Genomic DNA, 14,035 nt, shown 5'->3' with positions numbered 1-14,035 from the left:
CCGCCTCCCGACCCCGCCCGGCCCGTCCTGCCATGGGACGCGATCCCGCGCCTGCGCGCGAGCCGGGGGGTTCTTCCGGGGGACGGTCAGGGGCTGGTGGTGGAGACCGCGTACACGCGGGGGAAGGCCGGGTCGGTGAGGTCCACGGTGATCGCGGTGTGGGGGCGGGGCTTCTCGCGGGTCACGGTGGTGCCCGCCCAGCCCATGCCGTCGGCGAAGGTCCAGCCCGCGATGTCGGCGTCGCGCTCGCCGACCGTGATCCGGCCCGGGGTGAGCGCGGAGCGCGAGGTCCCCGACTCCGCGAGGAAGGCGTCCAGGCCGCCGGCGGTCGTCGCGAACTGGACGTACAGCCGGCTGGTCTTCCAGTTGCTGGTCTCGTAGTAGGCGACGTCCCAGGCCCCGGCGGGGATCGGGACCTCGAAGACCCGGCGCTTCATCAGCGAGGGCCAGTTGGCCTGGAGCCCGGCCGCCGAGGACTCGCGCTCCTTGTCGCGGCCGCTGTCACGGCTCTGGCCCGCGGAGATGACCAGGTAGCCGGCGGGGATGCCGACGAGGAGCACGATGATGACCGCCGTCAGCCAGCGGCGGCGGATCATGTGCCTGCGGTCCTCGGGCAACTTGTCCTGCGGGGGGCGGGGCGGGGCGGACTGGTGGGGCACGGTCATGAAGAGGGGTCCTCGGGGGTGCGTGCGGCCCGGCCCGAGGTCCCGTTGCGCAGGGCCTGGGCGTAGCGCTCGTACCGTTCGTACCGCTCGACGCGGCGCCGGTTGGCGCGGCGGAAGCGGCGGGCGACGAGCCGGGCGAGGTCGGCGGCGCCGACCATGCCGGCCTCGGGGCCGAGCTGGGCGCGGACGATGCGGGCCTCGGGACGGTAGCCGCGGCCGGTGAGGTGGCGGCGGAAGGCGTCCCTCGCGGGGCCGATGAGCAGGTCGTCGGCGGCGGAGACGCCTCCGCCGATGACGAAGCAGGACGGGTCGAGGGCGGCGGCCAGGTTGGCGATGCCGACGCCCAGCCACTGGCCGATGTCCTGGAAGAGCTCCACGCACATGGCGTCGCCCTCGCGGGCGAGCTCGGTGATCAGGGGGCCGGTGATGTCGGGGACGCTCCCCTTGACCCGCTCGATGATCTCGTACGCGACCGGGGAGTCGGCGGCGGCCAGCTCGCGGGCCTCGCGGACCAGCGCGTTCCCGGAGCTGTACTGCTCCCAGCAGCCGCGGTTGCCGCAGGCGCAGCGGTGGCCGCCGGGGACGACCTGCATATGGCCGAACTCTCCGGCGACGCCGAACTTGCCCCGCTTGACCTGGCCGTCCTCCAGGATGGCGCCGCCGATGCCGGTGCCCAGGGTGATCATGACGAGGTGGTCCTCGCCGCGTCCGGCGCCGAAGCGCCACTCGGCCCAGGCGGCGGTGTTGGCGTCGTTGTCGACCATGACGGGGACGGCGAGACGGCCCTGGAGGGCGTCGCGGAGCGGCTCGTTGCGCCAGGCGAGGTGCGGGGCGAACAGGACCCGGGCCCGGTCGGCGTCGACCCAGCCGGCCGCGCCGATGCCGACCGCGTGCACGTCGTGCCGGTCGGAGAGGTCCAGGACCAGCTCGACGATGGTGTCCTCGACGACCTTGGGGCTCTTGGACTTGTCCGGGGTCTCCGTGCGGAGCTTCTCCAGGATGTTGCCGTCGGCGTCGACGACGCCGGCCATCACCTTCGTACCGCCGATGTCGATGCCGACGGTCGGCACCCGGGGCGCCGTCAGGTGGGAGCGCCGCTCCCGGCTTCCGACGGTGCGCAGCACGGTCCCGCGGGCGGCTCCCCGGTGGGCGAGGTCACGGTAGGTACTCATCGGCTCCGATTCTGCCAGGTGGGGTGTCAAGGGGCCGTTACATCGCGCCGCGGTCCGTCACGTGCCGGTCGGCCGCTCCAGCTCGTGCCGCAGGTCCTCCAGCTCGCTGCCGCCGGCCATCTGCCGGGTCAACTCGTCGAGGGTGACGGAGTCCTTGGTGTGGCTCGCGGCCATGACGCCCCGCTTGAGGAGGACGAAACGGTCGCCGACGAGATACGCGTGGTGCGGGTTGTGCGTGATGAGGACCACGCCGAGACCCTGGTCGCGGGCGGCGGCGACGTACTTCAGGACGACCCCGGACTGCTTGACGCCGAGCGCGGCGGTCGGCTCGTCGAGGACGAGGACCTTGGCGCCGAAGTGGACGGCGCGGGCGATGGCCACGCACTGGCGCTCGCCGCCGGAGAGGGTGCCGATCGGCTGGTCGACGTCCCGGAGGTCGATGCCCATGCGGAGCAGGGCCTCCCTGGTCGTCGTCCGCATCTGCTCGACGTCGAGGCGCTTGAAGGGGCCCTTGCCCTTCGTGGGCTCGGAGCCGAGGAAGAAGTTCCGCCAGACCGGCATGAGGGGGACGACGGCGAGGTCCTGGTAGACGGTGGCGATGCCCCGGTCGAGGGCGTCGCGCGGGTTGCCGAGGGCGACCTCCTCGCCCTCGATGCGGAAGGTTCCGGCGTCGTGCCGGTGGAGGCCGGCGACGATCTTGATGAGGGTGGACTTGCCGGCGCCGTTGTCGCCGAGGACGCAGGAGATCTCGCCCGCGCGGACCTCCAGGGAGACGCCTTCGAGGGCGCGGATGTTGCCGTAGTACTTGCTGACGTCGTCGAGCTGGACGAGGGGAGCGGTGTCGGTCGTCACTTGGTCGCCTCCACGCGCTTGCGGATCCAGGCGTTCAGCAGGGTCGCCAGGAGGAGCATCGCTCCCAGGAAGAACTTGAACCAGTCGGGGTTCCACTCGGCGTACACGATGCCCTTGCTGGTCATGCCGAAGATGAGGGCGCCGACGGCCGAGCCGATGGCCGAGCCGTAGCCGCCGGTGATCAGACAGCCGCCGATGACGGCCGCGATGATGTAGATCAGCTCGTTGCCGACTCCTTCGCCGGACTGGACGACGTCGAAGGAGAAGAGCAGGTGCTGGCCGGAGATCCAGGCGCAGAAGGCGACGCCCATGTAGAGGCCGATCTTCGTGCGGTAGACCGGGACGCCGACCGCGCGGGCCGCGTCGGCGCCGCCGCCGACCGCGAAGATCCAGTTGCCGAAGCGGGTGCGGAGCAGGATCCAGGTGGCGAGGGCGACGAGGCCGAACCACCACAGGATGGTGACCTTGAACTCGACGCCGCCGATCGTCACCTCCGAGGCGAAGAGCTTGCGGGCGGAGGGGAAGCCCTCCATGTCGGCGATGCTCTTGGTGGAGACGGTGCCGCTGATCAGCTTGGTGAGGCCCAGGTTCAGGCCGGTCAGCATGAGGAAGGTGCCGAGCGTGATGATGAAGCTGGGCAGCTTGGTGCGGGTCAGCATGAAGCCGTTGAAGACGCCGATCGCCAGGGTGACGAGCAGCGAGACGCCGACGCCGACCCAGACGTTCGCCGTCATCTGGTAGCTGAACATCGAGGAGACCAGCGCGGAGCTGGTGACCAGGACACCGGCGGAGAGGTCGAACTCGCCGCCGATCATCAGCAGGGCGACCGGGACGGCCATGATGCCGATGGTGGAGGCCGCGTAGAGGACGGTGCCGAGGCTGGAGGGGTTCAGGAAGCTGTCGGCGACCACCGCGAAGAAGAGGAAGACGGCGATCGCGCCGACGACCGAGCCGAGCTCGGGCCGGGCGAGCAGTTTCTTCAGCGGGGTGGTGCGGAGCAGCCTCTCGTCGACGTGGTCGACTCCGTCCGACGGCGGGGCGGTGGAGCTCATCGGGTGCCCCGATCCGCGTACTCCTTCAGCGCGGCGGCCTGGTCCTTGGTGATGATCTGGGGGCCGGTCAGGACCGGCTTGCCGCCGCCGAGGACGTCGGCGTTGTAGCGGTACAGCCAGAGCAGGTCGACGGCCTCGTAGCCCTGGAGGTAGGGCTGCTGGTCGACGGCGAAGCCGAGGGTGCCGGCCTCCAGGGCGGTGGCGACCTTGGCGTTGAGGTCGAAGGTGTCGACCTCGGCCTTGCTGCCCGCGCCCTTCGCGGCCTGAACGGCGGTGTCGGCGAAGGGGGCGCCGAGGGTGACGACGGCGTCGACGGCCTTGTCGGACTGGAGCTTGGCCTCGATGGAGGCCTTGACGTCGGGCATGTTGGTACCGTCGACGTACAGGTTCACCAGCTCGCCGCCGAAGGTCTTCTTCACACCGGCGCAGCGCTGCTCGTGGCCGACGTTGCCCTGCTCGTGCAGGACGCAGAGGGCCTTCTTCTTCCCGCGCTTGTCGAGCTCCTCGCCCACGGCCTCGCCGGCGACGGTCTCGTCCTGCCCGATGTGGGTGAGCGCCCCGTAGGCCTGGGACTGCTCGGCGCCCGAGTTCACGGTGATCACCGGGATGCCGGCCTTGACGGCCTTCTCCACGGCGGCCTTCATCGCGTCCGGCTTGGCGAGGGTGACGATCAGTCCGTCGACGCCCTTCGCGACGTACGAGTCGATCAGCTGCGCCTGCTGCTGGGCCTCGTCGCTGTGGGCGTACAGGAAGTTGATGTTGTCCTTCGCGGCGGCCTGCTTGGCGCCCTTCTGGACGATGTCCCAGAAGGTGTCGCCGTCGCCCGAGTGGGTCACCATGGCGAAGGTCCACCGGGGGGTGTCGACCGCCGCCCTGCCCTGGGCCTCGGCGGCCTTCCGGGCGTCCTCCGCCCGCTTTCCGCCGGTGCTGCTGCACCCGGCGAGCGCCGCGGTGAGTGCGAGGGCGAGCACGGCGCCGACTGCGGCGCGTACCCCTCCTGTCCGAAGCCTGGTCACGAGGCCGTGCCCTCCTTTGTGTCCTTCTGCGTGCATTGCAGTATCGGTCATGCGGGTCTTGGCACTGGTCAGGGGCCCCCTCGAGTGGCTACGGACGGACCATCAGCTGGAACTCGAAGGAGTAGCGGGTGGCCCGGTAGAGGTGGGAGCCGTACTCGACGGCGCGTCCGGAGTCGTCGAAGGTGACGCGCTCCATGGTGAGCAGCGGCGCGCCCTCGGCCTCGTCGAGGAGGGCGGCCTCCTCGGCGGTCGCGGCGCGGGCGCCGACGGCCTGCCGGGCGCTGTGCAGGGTGAGCGCGGCGGAGCGGAGCATGCGGTAGAGGCCGGTGGTCTCCAGCTGTTCGGTGTCGGGCTCGATGAGGCCGGCGGGCAGGTGGTTGCAGAGGTACGCCATGGGCTCGCCGTGCGCGGTACGGAGCCGCTCCAGGTAGTGGACCTCGGTGCCCTCCGGTACGCCGAGGGCGGCCGCGACCGGTCCCGCGGCGGGTTCGAGGCGGTTGACGAGGACCCGGGTGGCGGGGCGCTGTCCGGCGGCGGCGAGGTCGTCGTACAGGCTGCTGAGCTCCATCGGCCGCCGGACCCTGCTGTGCACGACCTGGGTGCCGACGCCCCGGCGGCGGACCAGGAGGCCCTTGTCGACGAGGGTCTGGATGGCCTGGCGGACGGTGGGCCGGGAGAGGCCGAGCCGGGTGGCGAGGTCGATCTCGTTGCCGAGGAGGGTGCCCGGGGCGAGCGTCCCGTTCTCCACGGCGCTCTCCAGCTGCTGGGCGAGCTGGAAGTAGAGCGGGACCGGGCTGCTGCGGTCCACGGAGAGCGGGGGCAGGCGGGAGCCGGACTGCTTGGGCACGGGGGGAGCGTAGCCCGGGGTCACTCATGACAGGAAGCTCATGACGGGAAGTCGTGACGTCCGGTTGTCCTGACAAATCCTTGACACTCGGGCACGCCCGGCTCCACGGTGGGGCCATGCGCATCGGACTGATCGGTACGGGACGGATCGGGAGCTTCCACGCGGGTGTGCTGGCCCGGCACCCCGAGGTCGAGTCGCTGGTGGTGGCGGACGCGGACCCCGTCCGGGCGGCCGGGGTCGCGGGGGCGCTCGGCGCGGAGGCGGCCCGGGACGTGGACGCGCTGCTCGGACACGCCCTGGACGCCGTGGTGATCGCCTCGGCGACGGCCGCGCACGCGGAGCTGATCGCCCGCGCCGCCGGGGCGGGCCTGCCGGCCTTCTGCGAGAAGCCGATCGCCCTGGACGTGCCGGGGACGACGGCCGCGCTCGACGCGGTGACCGCGGCGGGCACGGTGCTCCAGCTGGGCTTCATGCGCCGCTTCGACGCGGGCTACCGGGCGGCGCGCGAGGCCGTGCGCTCGGGGCGGCTCGGCCGGCTGCACACCGTGCGGGCGGTCACCTCCGACCCGGAGCCGCCGCCCGCCGCGTACCTGCCGCTCTCCGGCGGTCTCTTCCGGGACTGTCTCGTGCACGACTTCGACATCGTCCGCTGGGTGACCGGGCGGGAGGTCGTCGAGGTGTACGCGACGGGCTCGGACGGGGGCCCGGCGATGTTCCGGGACGCGGGGGACGTGTCCTCGGCCGCCGCCGTCCTGACCCTGGACGACGGCACGCTGGTGACGGCCACCGCGACCCGGTGCAACGGCGCCGGGTACGACGTCCGCATGGAGCTGGCGGGCGAGCGGGACCAGATCGTGGTGGGCCTGGACGACCGGTCCCCGCTCGCCTCGGTGGAGCCGCAGGGCCCTCCCGCGCCGGGCAAGCCGTGGCCGGGCTTCCTGGAGCGGTTCGCCCCCGCGTACGAGGCGGAGCTGGACGCCTTCGTCCGCCTGGTGCGCGGCGAGGCCCCCAACCCGTGCGACGGCCGGGAGGCCCTGGCGGCCCTGCGGATCGCGGAGGCGTGCGAACGGTCACGACGGGAGAGGCGGCCGGTTCCGGTTCTGGTCTGACGGCGGGGGCGGCGGCCGGTTCCGGTCCAGGGCTGACGGCGGGGCGGCGGCCGGTTCCGGTCCAGGGCTGACGGCGGGGCGGCGGCCGGGTCCGGTCCAGGGCTGACGGCGGGGGCGGCGCCGGGTCCGGTCCAGGGCTGACGGCGGGGGCGGCGCCGGGTCCGGCTCGCCTCGGTGGGCGGGCCGGACCGGGTCGGTCGGGGGCGACGCGGCCGGTTCAGCCGGCTGAGAGCACCGTGCCCTGGGCGACCGCGCACAGCGTCTCGGTGCCCTGCTCGTCGACCGTCGACAGGTCGCAGCGCACCACCGCCTGCCGTCGCCCGGCATGGACCACCTCCGCCCGGGCGCGCAGCACCCCGCCCTTCGCGGGCCGGACGTACTGGATGGAGAACCCGGCCGTCAGCACGGCCGCGCCCAGCTCGGCGCCCGCGGCGAACGTGATCGCGTTGTCCGCCGCGTACGAGAGCACACCACCGTGCAGGAATCCGTTCTGCTGTCTCAGCTCGTCGCGGTGGTCCACCTCCAGGACCGCACGGCCCGCGCCGAACTCGGTGATGCGGGCGCCGACGAGCCGACTGAACGGCTGCGCGTCCAGGACCTTCCGGGCGAGGTCGAGGTCGAGGGCGGGGATCTGGTCGCTCAAGGGTTCACCACCGGACGGGAAGATGACGGGTCCCGCGCATGAGCATGCCGGGCAGCCATTCCAACGTACCGGCCTCCGCGTCGAGTTCCAGCCGGGGGAAGCGGTCCAGAAGCGTCCGGAGCGCGATCCTGCCCTCAAGACGGGCGAGCGGGGCGCCCAGGCAGTGGTGGATGCCGTGGCCGAAGGCGAGGTGGCCCCGGGTGTCGCGGCGGATGTCGAAGCGGTCGGGATCGGGGAAGCGGGCCGGGTCCCGGTCGAGCGCCCCGATCCCCACGAGGACGCTCTGCCCCGCCGGGATGACGGTGTCGCCGATGGTGACGGGCTCCCGGGTGAAGCGGAAGGTGCCGGTCTCCACCGGACCGTCGTACCGCAGGGACTCCTCGATCGCCCCGTCGAGGAGGTCCGGGTCCGCGCGCAGGGCGGCGAGCTGCTCGGGGTGGGTGAGCAGGTTGCGGACGGTGTTGGCGATCAGGTTGACGGTGGTCTCGTGGCCGGCGATGAGCAGCAGGTAGGCCATGGCGCGGAGTTCGGGCCCGGAGAGCCGGTCGCCGTCCTCGCCGCGGGCGGAGATCAGGCCGGAGAGCAGGTCGTCGGCGGGTCCCGCGGCCCGCTTGTCCTCGATGAGGCCGTCGAGGTAGCCGCCGAAGCCCTCCAGGGCGTCGAGGATGCCGCGCTCGCCGGTCGGCGTGACGAGCTCGTTCGACCAGGCGCGGAAGGTGTCGCGGTCCCCGGCGGGGACGCCGAGGAGCTCGCAGATGACGGTGATCGGCAGCGGGTACGCGTACGCGTCGACGAGGTCGGCGCGCCCGGCCGGTTCCATGGCGTCGGCGAGTTCGTGGGTGAGCCGCTCGATGCGGGGGCGCAGGCTCTCGACGCGGCGGCCGGTGAACTCCGCCGTGACCAGGCGGCGCAGCCGGGTGTGGTCGGGGGCGTCCGCGGAGAGGAGGTGGACGCCGATGATGTCCTCCTCCGGCGGCCGGACGCCGATGACGGACGGGGACTTGGCGAGCCGGGGATCGGTGAGCGCGGCGCGCCCTTCCTCGTGGCCGACGACCAGCCAGAACTGGAAGCCGTCGGGCATCCGTATCTCGTGGACGGGGCCTGCTTCACGGAACTTCGCGTAGGAGGGGTACGGGTTCGCGGTGAAGTCCGCGCCGTACTCCCCCAGTTCGATGACGGACATCGCAGCAGACTATCCCGACCGGTGGTTCTCGTCCGGGTCGACGAGGCCCGCGTCGTGGACGAGGAGTGCGATCTGGACCCGGTTGTTGAGGTCGAGTTTGGCGAGGATCCGGGAGACGTGGGCCTTGACCGTGGGGACGCTCAGGTAGAGCTCGGTGGCGATCTCGGCGTTGGACCTGCCCTGTCCGACGGCGACGGCCACTTCCCGCTCGCGGTCGGCGAGTTCGGTGAGCCGGGCGGCGGCCGTGGCGCGCCTGGGCGGCTGTTCCGGGCGCTCCACGACGTGGGTCATGAGCTGGCGGGTGACGGCCGGCGAGAGGACGGGGTCGCCCGCGGCGACCCGGCGGACGGCGGCGACGATCTCGGCGGGCGGGGTGTCCTTGAGGACGAACCCGGCGGCGCCGGCCCGCAGGGCGCGCAGCACCTGCTCGTCGGCGTGGAAGGTGGTGAGGACGACGACCTCGGGGGCGCCGGGGAGGGCGCGGAGGCGTTCGGTGGCGGTGAGGCCGTCCACGTGGGGCATGCGGATGTCCATGAGGACGACGTCCGGGGCGTGCCGGGCGACGAGTTCGGGGACGTCGCGGCCGTCGGCGCCCTCGCCGACGATCTCGAGGTCGTCGGCACCGCCGAGCATGAGGGTGAGGCCCGCGCGGACCAGGGGGTCGTCGTCGACGACGATCAGCCGGATGGTCATGGGGGCCACGGTAGCCGTGCGCACGGCGGGATCGGCCGGAAGACCGTGCCCGGCCGGGGCGGGCGCGGGTGCGGGTGCGGCGGGTTGGGCCGGGGCGGGCGCGGGTGCGGCGCAATCGGCCGGGGCTTCGCGCTCGCTGTGGTGCGCCCGGGTGCGGCGGGATCGGTCGGGAAGGTCAGGCCGGCCACGGCAGCCATGCGTGCAGGGTGAAGCCGCCGTCGGGGGACGGGCCGTGGTCCAGTCGGCCGCCGGCGAGGGCGGCGCGTTCGGTGAGGCCGATGAGGCCCTGGCCGGAGCCGGGGACGTGCGGGACCGGACCCGCGGGGGCCGGGTTGCGGACCTCGACGGTGAGGCCTTCGCCGGGGCGGCCCCGGACGGTGACCGTGACCTTCGTGCCGGGGGCGTGCTTGCGGGCGTTGGTGAGGCCCTCCTGCGCGATGCGGTAGACCGTACGGCCGGTGGCGGCGGGCACGGCGGCCGGATCGTCGACGGTGCTGTCGAGGACGACCTCCGTACCGGCCTCGCGGGACTCCTCGACCAGCGAGTCGAGGGTGGCGAGGGTGGGCTGCGGCCGGTCGCCGTCGCCGTTCTCGCCGGGCGCGCGCAGGACGCCGATGATCTCGCGGAGGTCCTGGAGGGCTTCGTGGGCGCTGTCGCGGATGACCCCGGCGGCGCGGGCGATCTGCTCGGGCGGGGCGTCCGGCCGGAACTCCAGGGCTCCGGCGTGCACGCTGAGCAGGGTGAGGCGGTGGGCGAGGACGTCGTGCATCTCGCGGGCGATGGCCTCGCGGGCGAGCCGCTGGGCCTGGGCGGCCCGCAGCTCGGCCTCGGCCTCGGCGCGGCGGGCCCGTTCCCTGAGGGCTTCGACGAGCTGGCGCCGGGAGCGGACGAGCATGCCCCAGGCGGTGACGAGCAGGATGAGGACGAAGCCGAGGGCGATGGAGAGCCCGGCGTTGGTGGTGGGGTCGGGGCGGACGAAGACCTGCGCGGTGGAGGTGGCGACGGCGAGCGCCACGATCCAGCCGACCTCGCGGAACGGCCGGCGCACGGCGACGCTGAACAGGCTCGCGAGGAGGGCGCCCGCGGCGACGGGGGCGACGATGTTCACCACGGACAGGGCGACGGCGAGCCCGACCGGCCACCGGCGCCGCGTCCACAGGGCGCAGCAGGCGGCGGCGCCGGCCAGCTGGTCGAAGAGGGTGACGGTCTCGCTGGTGTACTGCGCGCTGGTGTCGGCGGCGATGAGGCCGACGAAGGCCGCGAGCAGGAACAGCGAGGTGTCCACGATCCAGTCGCGGACGGTACGGCGGGGCCGGGCGGTCCCGCTCCCGCCCGGTTCGACCAGGTGGGAGGGGAGCAGCCAGCGCTGCCGGTCCGTGCGAGTCATGTCCGCAAATGTACGCAGGCCGGGGGCGGTGCACCGGGCGCGCGGGCCCTCGGGATACCGGAGTCGCTCAGGTCGATACTTTGGTATCGACCGCCGTAGACGAGCGGCGGACGCGGCCGGCCGGTCCTCCCCTCCATGATCGGATCATGAAGAAGTTTCTTGAGGGCCTCGGGGTGCTCCTGCTCGTGGCCGGCGTGGCAGGGGTGATCCGCGAGATGACCGGCGGCTGGTTCCACTTCATGGGTCTGACCCGGTTCCTCACGGAGAACGTGGGGTTCCTGGAGGGCCGGGAGCTGTTCGCGAACATCGTGGTCGCGGTCCTCGGTCTGGCGCTCGCGATGGGGGCGAGCCGCATAGCCGGGGACTGAGCACCCGGCGAGGTCAGGCGCTCGCCTCGTTGAGGCGGGTGACCTCGGCCAGGTGCTCGGCCATGCGGTGGGAGACGGAGCCGCTGGTGTAGAGGACGCCGCCGATGACGGAGACGGGCACGGACGCGGCGAGCACGGCGAGGAGTTCGGGCCAGTCGCGCTCCTCGACGCAGTGGCTGTCGTTGTCGTGGAGGTACTCGCTGGTGAACCGGGAGGTGCACTCCCGGCTGTACTCGCCGCTCTCGTACGGCGTGAAGAGGAGGACCGCGAGCCAGATCCACAGGAGCACGGCCACGGCGAGCAGTCCGAGTCCCCATGCCTGGGTGCGGCGGGCCCGGGCGCGGAAGTCTATGTCGTACGGCAGTGAACGCATGGGCCAAGAACCTACCGGGAGTCCTCGTCCGCGGCGCGGCGGCCCCAACTGGTCCCCGCGAGAACGAGGATCGCGCCCGCGAGGCCGAGCGCGCCGGGGCGGTCGCCGGCGAGGGCGATGCCCGCGGCGGCGGCCCAGAGCGGCTCCGTGCCGAGGAGGAGGCTCACCCGGGACGGCGAGGTGCGGCGGACGGCCCACATCTGGACGAAGAACGCGAAGAGCGTGCAGAAGACGGAGAGGAAGAGGAGCCCGGCCCATTCGCGCGGGCCGAAGTCGAGGGCCACGGCCCAGGGGGAGGCGCCGGTGCCGGGGAGGGCGGCGATGACGGCGAACACGGCGACGGCGGAGCCGAGCTGGACGGTGGTGAGGGAGAGCGAGTCGGCCGAGCGGACCGCCTTGATGCGGGACATGGCCAGGACGTGGACGGTACGGGCGAGGGCGGCGAGCAGCATGAGCAGATCGCCGAGGGAGGGCGCGGTGAACCCGCCGCCCTGGGTCAGCAGGACGACGCCGGCGACGGAGAGCGCGGCGGCGGCCAGGAAGCCGCGGGAGGGGAGGGCCCGGGTGACGGCGGCCTCGGCGAGCGGGGTGAAGATCATGGTGAGGCTGATGATCAGGCCCGCGTTGGTGGCGGAGGTGTGGACGACGCCGTACGTCTCCAGGAGGAAGATCCCGCTGAGGATCAGCCCGAGGGTCGCGGCGCCCCGCCACTGGGCCGCGCTCAGGGCCCGGAGCCTGCGCCACCCCGCGGCGACGAGGACGGGCAGCACCACGGCGAACCGCAGCACGAGGACCGCGATGACGGTGTGGCCGGTGGTGATGCCCTTGGCCGCGAGGTAGCTGGCGCCCCAGACGACGGCGACGAGCAGGACGGGCAGGTCGGTGAGCCAGGCGCGGCGGGGCGCGCCGAGGGGCAGGGGTGCGGCGATGGACGACGAGGCTGACATCGCGGGCCGGTTCTCCAACTGTTGCGGCGGGGTGGAGACTTCGACGGCTCGCACTCGGAGCGATCACCGTACCCGGAGGGGCCCGTGGCGGCTACATCTTTCCTGCGGCTTCCGGTTCAGTAGCTGCCGTAGGTGGGGCGTCCTGCCAGGTCGTACGTGTGGAGGGCGACGCCCGTGCCCGTGGTGCGCGCGTCGGTGAGGCGGAAGGCGGTGGGGCGGACCCCGTCGGTGAAGAGGCGGCGGCCGGTGCCCAGGACCACGGGGTAGATGTGCAGGTGGAGGGTGTCGATGAGGTCGTGGTCGAGGAGGGTGCGGGCGAGGCCGGCGCTGCCGTGCATCTGGATCTCGCCGTCGAGGCGGTCCTTGAGGGCGGCGACCTCTTCGACGACGTCGCCCTTGAGCAGGGTGGTCCCGGCCCAGTCGGCGGAGTCGAGGGTGGTGGTGGCGACGTACTTGGGGAGGGCGTTGAGCTTGGAGGCGATCGGGTCGGCGGGGTCGGTCTGCTTCGGCCAGTAGCCGGCGAAGATCTCGTACGTGTGGCGGCCGAGGAGGAAGGCGGTGGGCCGGGCGAAGATCTCGGTGATGTGCCGCATGATCACGTCGTCGCCGAAGGGCACGGACCAGCCGCCGTGCTCGAAGCCGCCGCTGCGGTCCTCCTCGGGGCCGCCGGGGCCCTGGATGACGCCGTCGAGGGTGATGAACTGGGTGAGGCTGAGGGTGGCCATGGTGGATGCCCTTTCTGTTCTCCGGACCATCGTGTCTCGGAAGCTCTGACCGCGCCGCCGGGCGGAACTCATCGGTGATCGGCTCGGTGTCCGTTTCCCGCCAGCGTCCGGGCGTCCCGCCGAGTTTCCTTGAACCCGCAACCAGTTGGTTCTTCTCACGGAGGTTCGGGATGTCCACGATGAACGGCACGGCGGTCCTGGTGACGGGTGGCAGCCGGGGGATCGGCGCGGCGACGGCGGTGCGGCTGGCCCGGGAGGGCGCCGATGTGGCCTTCACCTACGTCCAGGACGAGGCGCGGGCGAAGGAGGTCGCCGCGCGGATCGAGGCCACCGGCCGCAAGGCGCTGCCCCTGCGGGCCGACGCGGCCGACGCCGGGGACGCGGCGGGCGCGGTGGAGTGGGCGGCGGACGCCCTGGGGCGCCTCGACGTCCTGGTGAACAACGTCGGCGCGGGCGTCCTCGGACCGCTGGAGTCGCTGTCCCTCGCGGACGTGGACCGGGTCCTCGACGTGAACGTGCGGGCGGCGTTCCTCGCCTCGCAGGCGGCCGCGGCGCGGTTCTCCGGGGGCGGGCGGATCGTCACGATCGGCACCTGCATGACGCAGCGGGTGCCGGGCCCCGGCGGGACCCTCTACACGATGAGCAAGGCGGCGCTGATCGGCCTGACGAAGGCCCTCGCGCGGGAGCTGGGCGGGCGCGGCATCACGGCGAACATCGTCCACCCCGGTCCCGTCGACACCGACATGAACCCGGCGGACGGACCGTACGCGGAGGGGCAGGCGGCCATGACGGCGCTCGGCCGCTTCGGCACCCCGGACGAGGTGGCGGCGATGGTCGCCTTCCTCGCGGGACCGGGCGGGCGGTACGTGACGGGCGCGGAGTTCTCGGTGGACGGCGGCCACGCGGCGTAACGCTCATGCGCGGCGCCTGGCGAGTGAGCCGAAGGGCGCCGCCGGGGGAACGGCCCCGAGCGCGCGGAGCCTCCCGAGGAACGAGGGAGGCG

16 protein-coding genes are annotated in these 14,035 nt (G+C 73.0%); 3 read left to right on the top strand and 13 right to left on the bottom strand.

The annotated features are described in order from the left end of the window. Positions 1-86: 86 nt before the first annotated feature. The 6 genes from ACWGN5_RS15340 to ACWGN5_RS15315 all read right to left on the bottom strand — a co-directional run bounded on the left by ACWGN5_RS15340 (position 87) and on the right by ACWGN5_RS15315 (position 5,565). A complete protein-coding gene (locus tag ACWGN5_RS15340; RefSeq protein ID WP_453515065.1) occupies positions 87-665 on the bottom strand; it encodes a hypothetical protein in 579 nt (192 codons plus the stop codon). Beyond that, positions 662-1,837, bottom strand: coding sequence for an ROK family glucokinase (locus ACWGN5_RS15335; RefSeq protein WP_453515063.1), 1,176 nt, complete (start codon positions 1,835-1,837; stop codon positions 662-664). Before ACWGN5_RS15335 ends, ACWGN5_RS15340 begins: the two co-directional genes overlap by 4 nt. 57 nt (positions 1,838-1,894) lie before the next feature. Then, positions 1,895-2,689 (bottom strand): ATP-binding cassette domain-containing protein, encoded by a 795-nt coding sequence (locus ACWGN5_RS15330; RefSeq protein ID WP_453515062.1) that lies wholly within the window; start codon positions 2,687-2,689, stop codon positions 1,895-1,897. After that, a complete protein-coding gene (locus ACWGN5_RS15325) occupies positions 2,686-3,741 on the bottom strand; it encodes an ABC transporter permease (RefSeq protein WP_453515061.1) in 1,056 nt (351 codons plus the stop codon). The genes ACWGN5_RS15330 and ACWGN5_RS15325 overlap by 4 nt, the downstream gene beginning before the upstream one ends. After that, positions 3,738-4,757, bottom strand: coding sequence for a sugar ABC transporter substrate-binding protein (locus ACWGN5_RS15320; protein ID WP_453515059.1), 1,020 nt, complete (start codon positions 4,755-4,757; stop codon positions 3,738-3,740). The genes ACWGN5_RS15325 and ACWGN5_RS15320 overlap by 4 nt, the downstream gene beginning before the upstream one ends. An 88-nt stretch (positions 4,758-4,845) precedes the next feature. Next, positions 4,846-5,565 carry a GntR family transcriptional regulator gene (locus ACWGN5_RS15315; protein ID WP_453515212.1) on the bottom strand — a complete coding sequence of 240 codons (720 nt, stop codon included), beginning with the start codon at positions 5,563-5,565 and terminating at the stop codon, positions 4,846-4,848. 155 nt (positions 5,566-5,720) lie between these two features. Here ACWGN5_RS15315 and ACWGN5_RS15310 point away from each other — a divergent pair, with 155 nt between their 5' ends. After that, a complete protein-coding gene (locus tag ACWGN5_RS15310) occupies positions 5,721-6,713 on the top strand; it encodes a Gfo/Idh/MocA family protein (RefSeq protein ID WP_453515057.1) in 993 nt (330 codons plus the stop codon). Between the two features lie 217 nt (positions 6,714-6,930). Here the strand turns inward: ACWGN5_RS15310 and ACWGN5_RS15305 are convergent, their stop codons facing one another. The 4 genes from ACWGN5_RS15305 to ACWGN5_RS15290 form a co-directional block, all read right to left on the bottom strand. After that, complete coding sequence (locus ACWGN5_RS15305; RefSeq protein ID WP_453515056.1) at positions 6,931-7,356, bottom strand: PaaI family thioesterase; 426 nt, start codon at positions 7,354-7,356, stop codon at positions 6,931-6,933. A gap of 4 nt (positions 7,357-7,360) precedes the next feature. Then, positions 7,361-8,539, bottom strand: a complete 1,179-nt coding sequence (locus ACWGN5_RS15300) for a cytochrome P450 family protein (protein WP_453515054.1) — start codon at positions 8,537-8,539, stop codon at positions 7,361-7,363. 9 nt (positions 8,540-8,548) lie between these two features. Next, positions 8,549-9,232, bottom strand: coding sequence for a response regulator (locus tag ACWGN5_RS15295; protein WP_453515053.1), 684 nt, complete (start codon positions 9,230-9,232; stop codon positions 8,549-8,551). Between the two features lie 175 nt (positions 9,233-9,407). Then, positions 9,408-10,619, bottom strand: a complete 1,212-nt coding sequence (locus ACWGN5_RS15290; RefSeq protein WP_453515052.1) for a sensor histidine kinase — start codon at positions 10,617-10,619, stop codon at positions 9,408-9,410. Positions 10,620-10,765: 146 nt separating this feature from the next. Here ACWGN5_RS15290 and ACWGN5_RS15285 point away from each other — a divergent pair, with 146 nt between their 5' ends. Continuing rightward, positions 10,766-10,987: a hypothetical protein gene (locus tag ACWGN5_RS15285; protein WP_453515050.1), complete on the top strand. Its 222-nt coding sequence runs from the start codon at positions 10,766-10,768 to the stop codon at positions 10,985-10,987. A gap of 13 nt (positions 10,988-11,000) precedes the next feature. Here the strand turns inward: ACWGN5_RS15285 and ACWGN5_RS15280 are convergent, their stop codons facing one another. The 3 genes from ACWGN5_RS15280 to ACWGN5_RS15270 all read right to left on the bottom strand — a co-directional run bounded on the left by ACWGN5_RS15280 (position 11,001) and on the right by ACWGN5_RS15270 (position 13,032). Then, positions 11,001-11,360: a hypothetical protein gene (locus ACWGN5_RS15280; protein ID WP_453515048.1), complete on the bottom strand. Its 360-nt coding sequence runs from the start codon at positions 11,358-11,360 to the stop codon at positions 11,001-11,003. An 11-nt stretch (positions 11,361-11,371) separates the two neighbouring features. Then, positions 11,372-12,307 (bottom strand): DMT family transporter, encoded by a 936-nt coding sequence (locus ACWGN5_RS15275; RefSeq protein ID WP_453515047.1) that lies wholly within the window; start codon positions 12,305-12,307, stop codon positions 11,372-11,374. 116 nt (positions 12,308-12,423) lie between these two features. After that, positions 12,424-13,032, bottom strand: coding sequence for a dihydrofolate reductase family protein (locus tag ACWGN5_RS15270; protein WP_453515046.1), 609 nt, complete (start codon positions 13,030-13,032; stop codon positions 12,424-12,426). Between the two features lie 170 nt (positions 13,033-13,202). On the opposite strand from ACWGN5_RS15270, the gene ACWGN5_RS15265 reads away from it, so the two are divergent. Further along, positions 13,203-13,943 (top strand): SDR family NAD(P)-dependent oxidoreductase, encoded by a 741-nt coding sequence (locus ACWGN5_RS15265; protein ID WP_453515044.1) that lies wholly within the window; start codon positions 13,203-13,205, stop codon positions 13,941-13,943. Positions 13,944-14,035: the final 92 nt, after the last annotated feature.

The sequence above is a fragment of the Streptomyces sp. NPDC055815 genome, from assembly GCF_053616475.1.
Note: the sequence above shows the minus strand (reverse complement) of the source record. Positions and strands in the feature narration are given on the sequence as shown.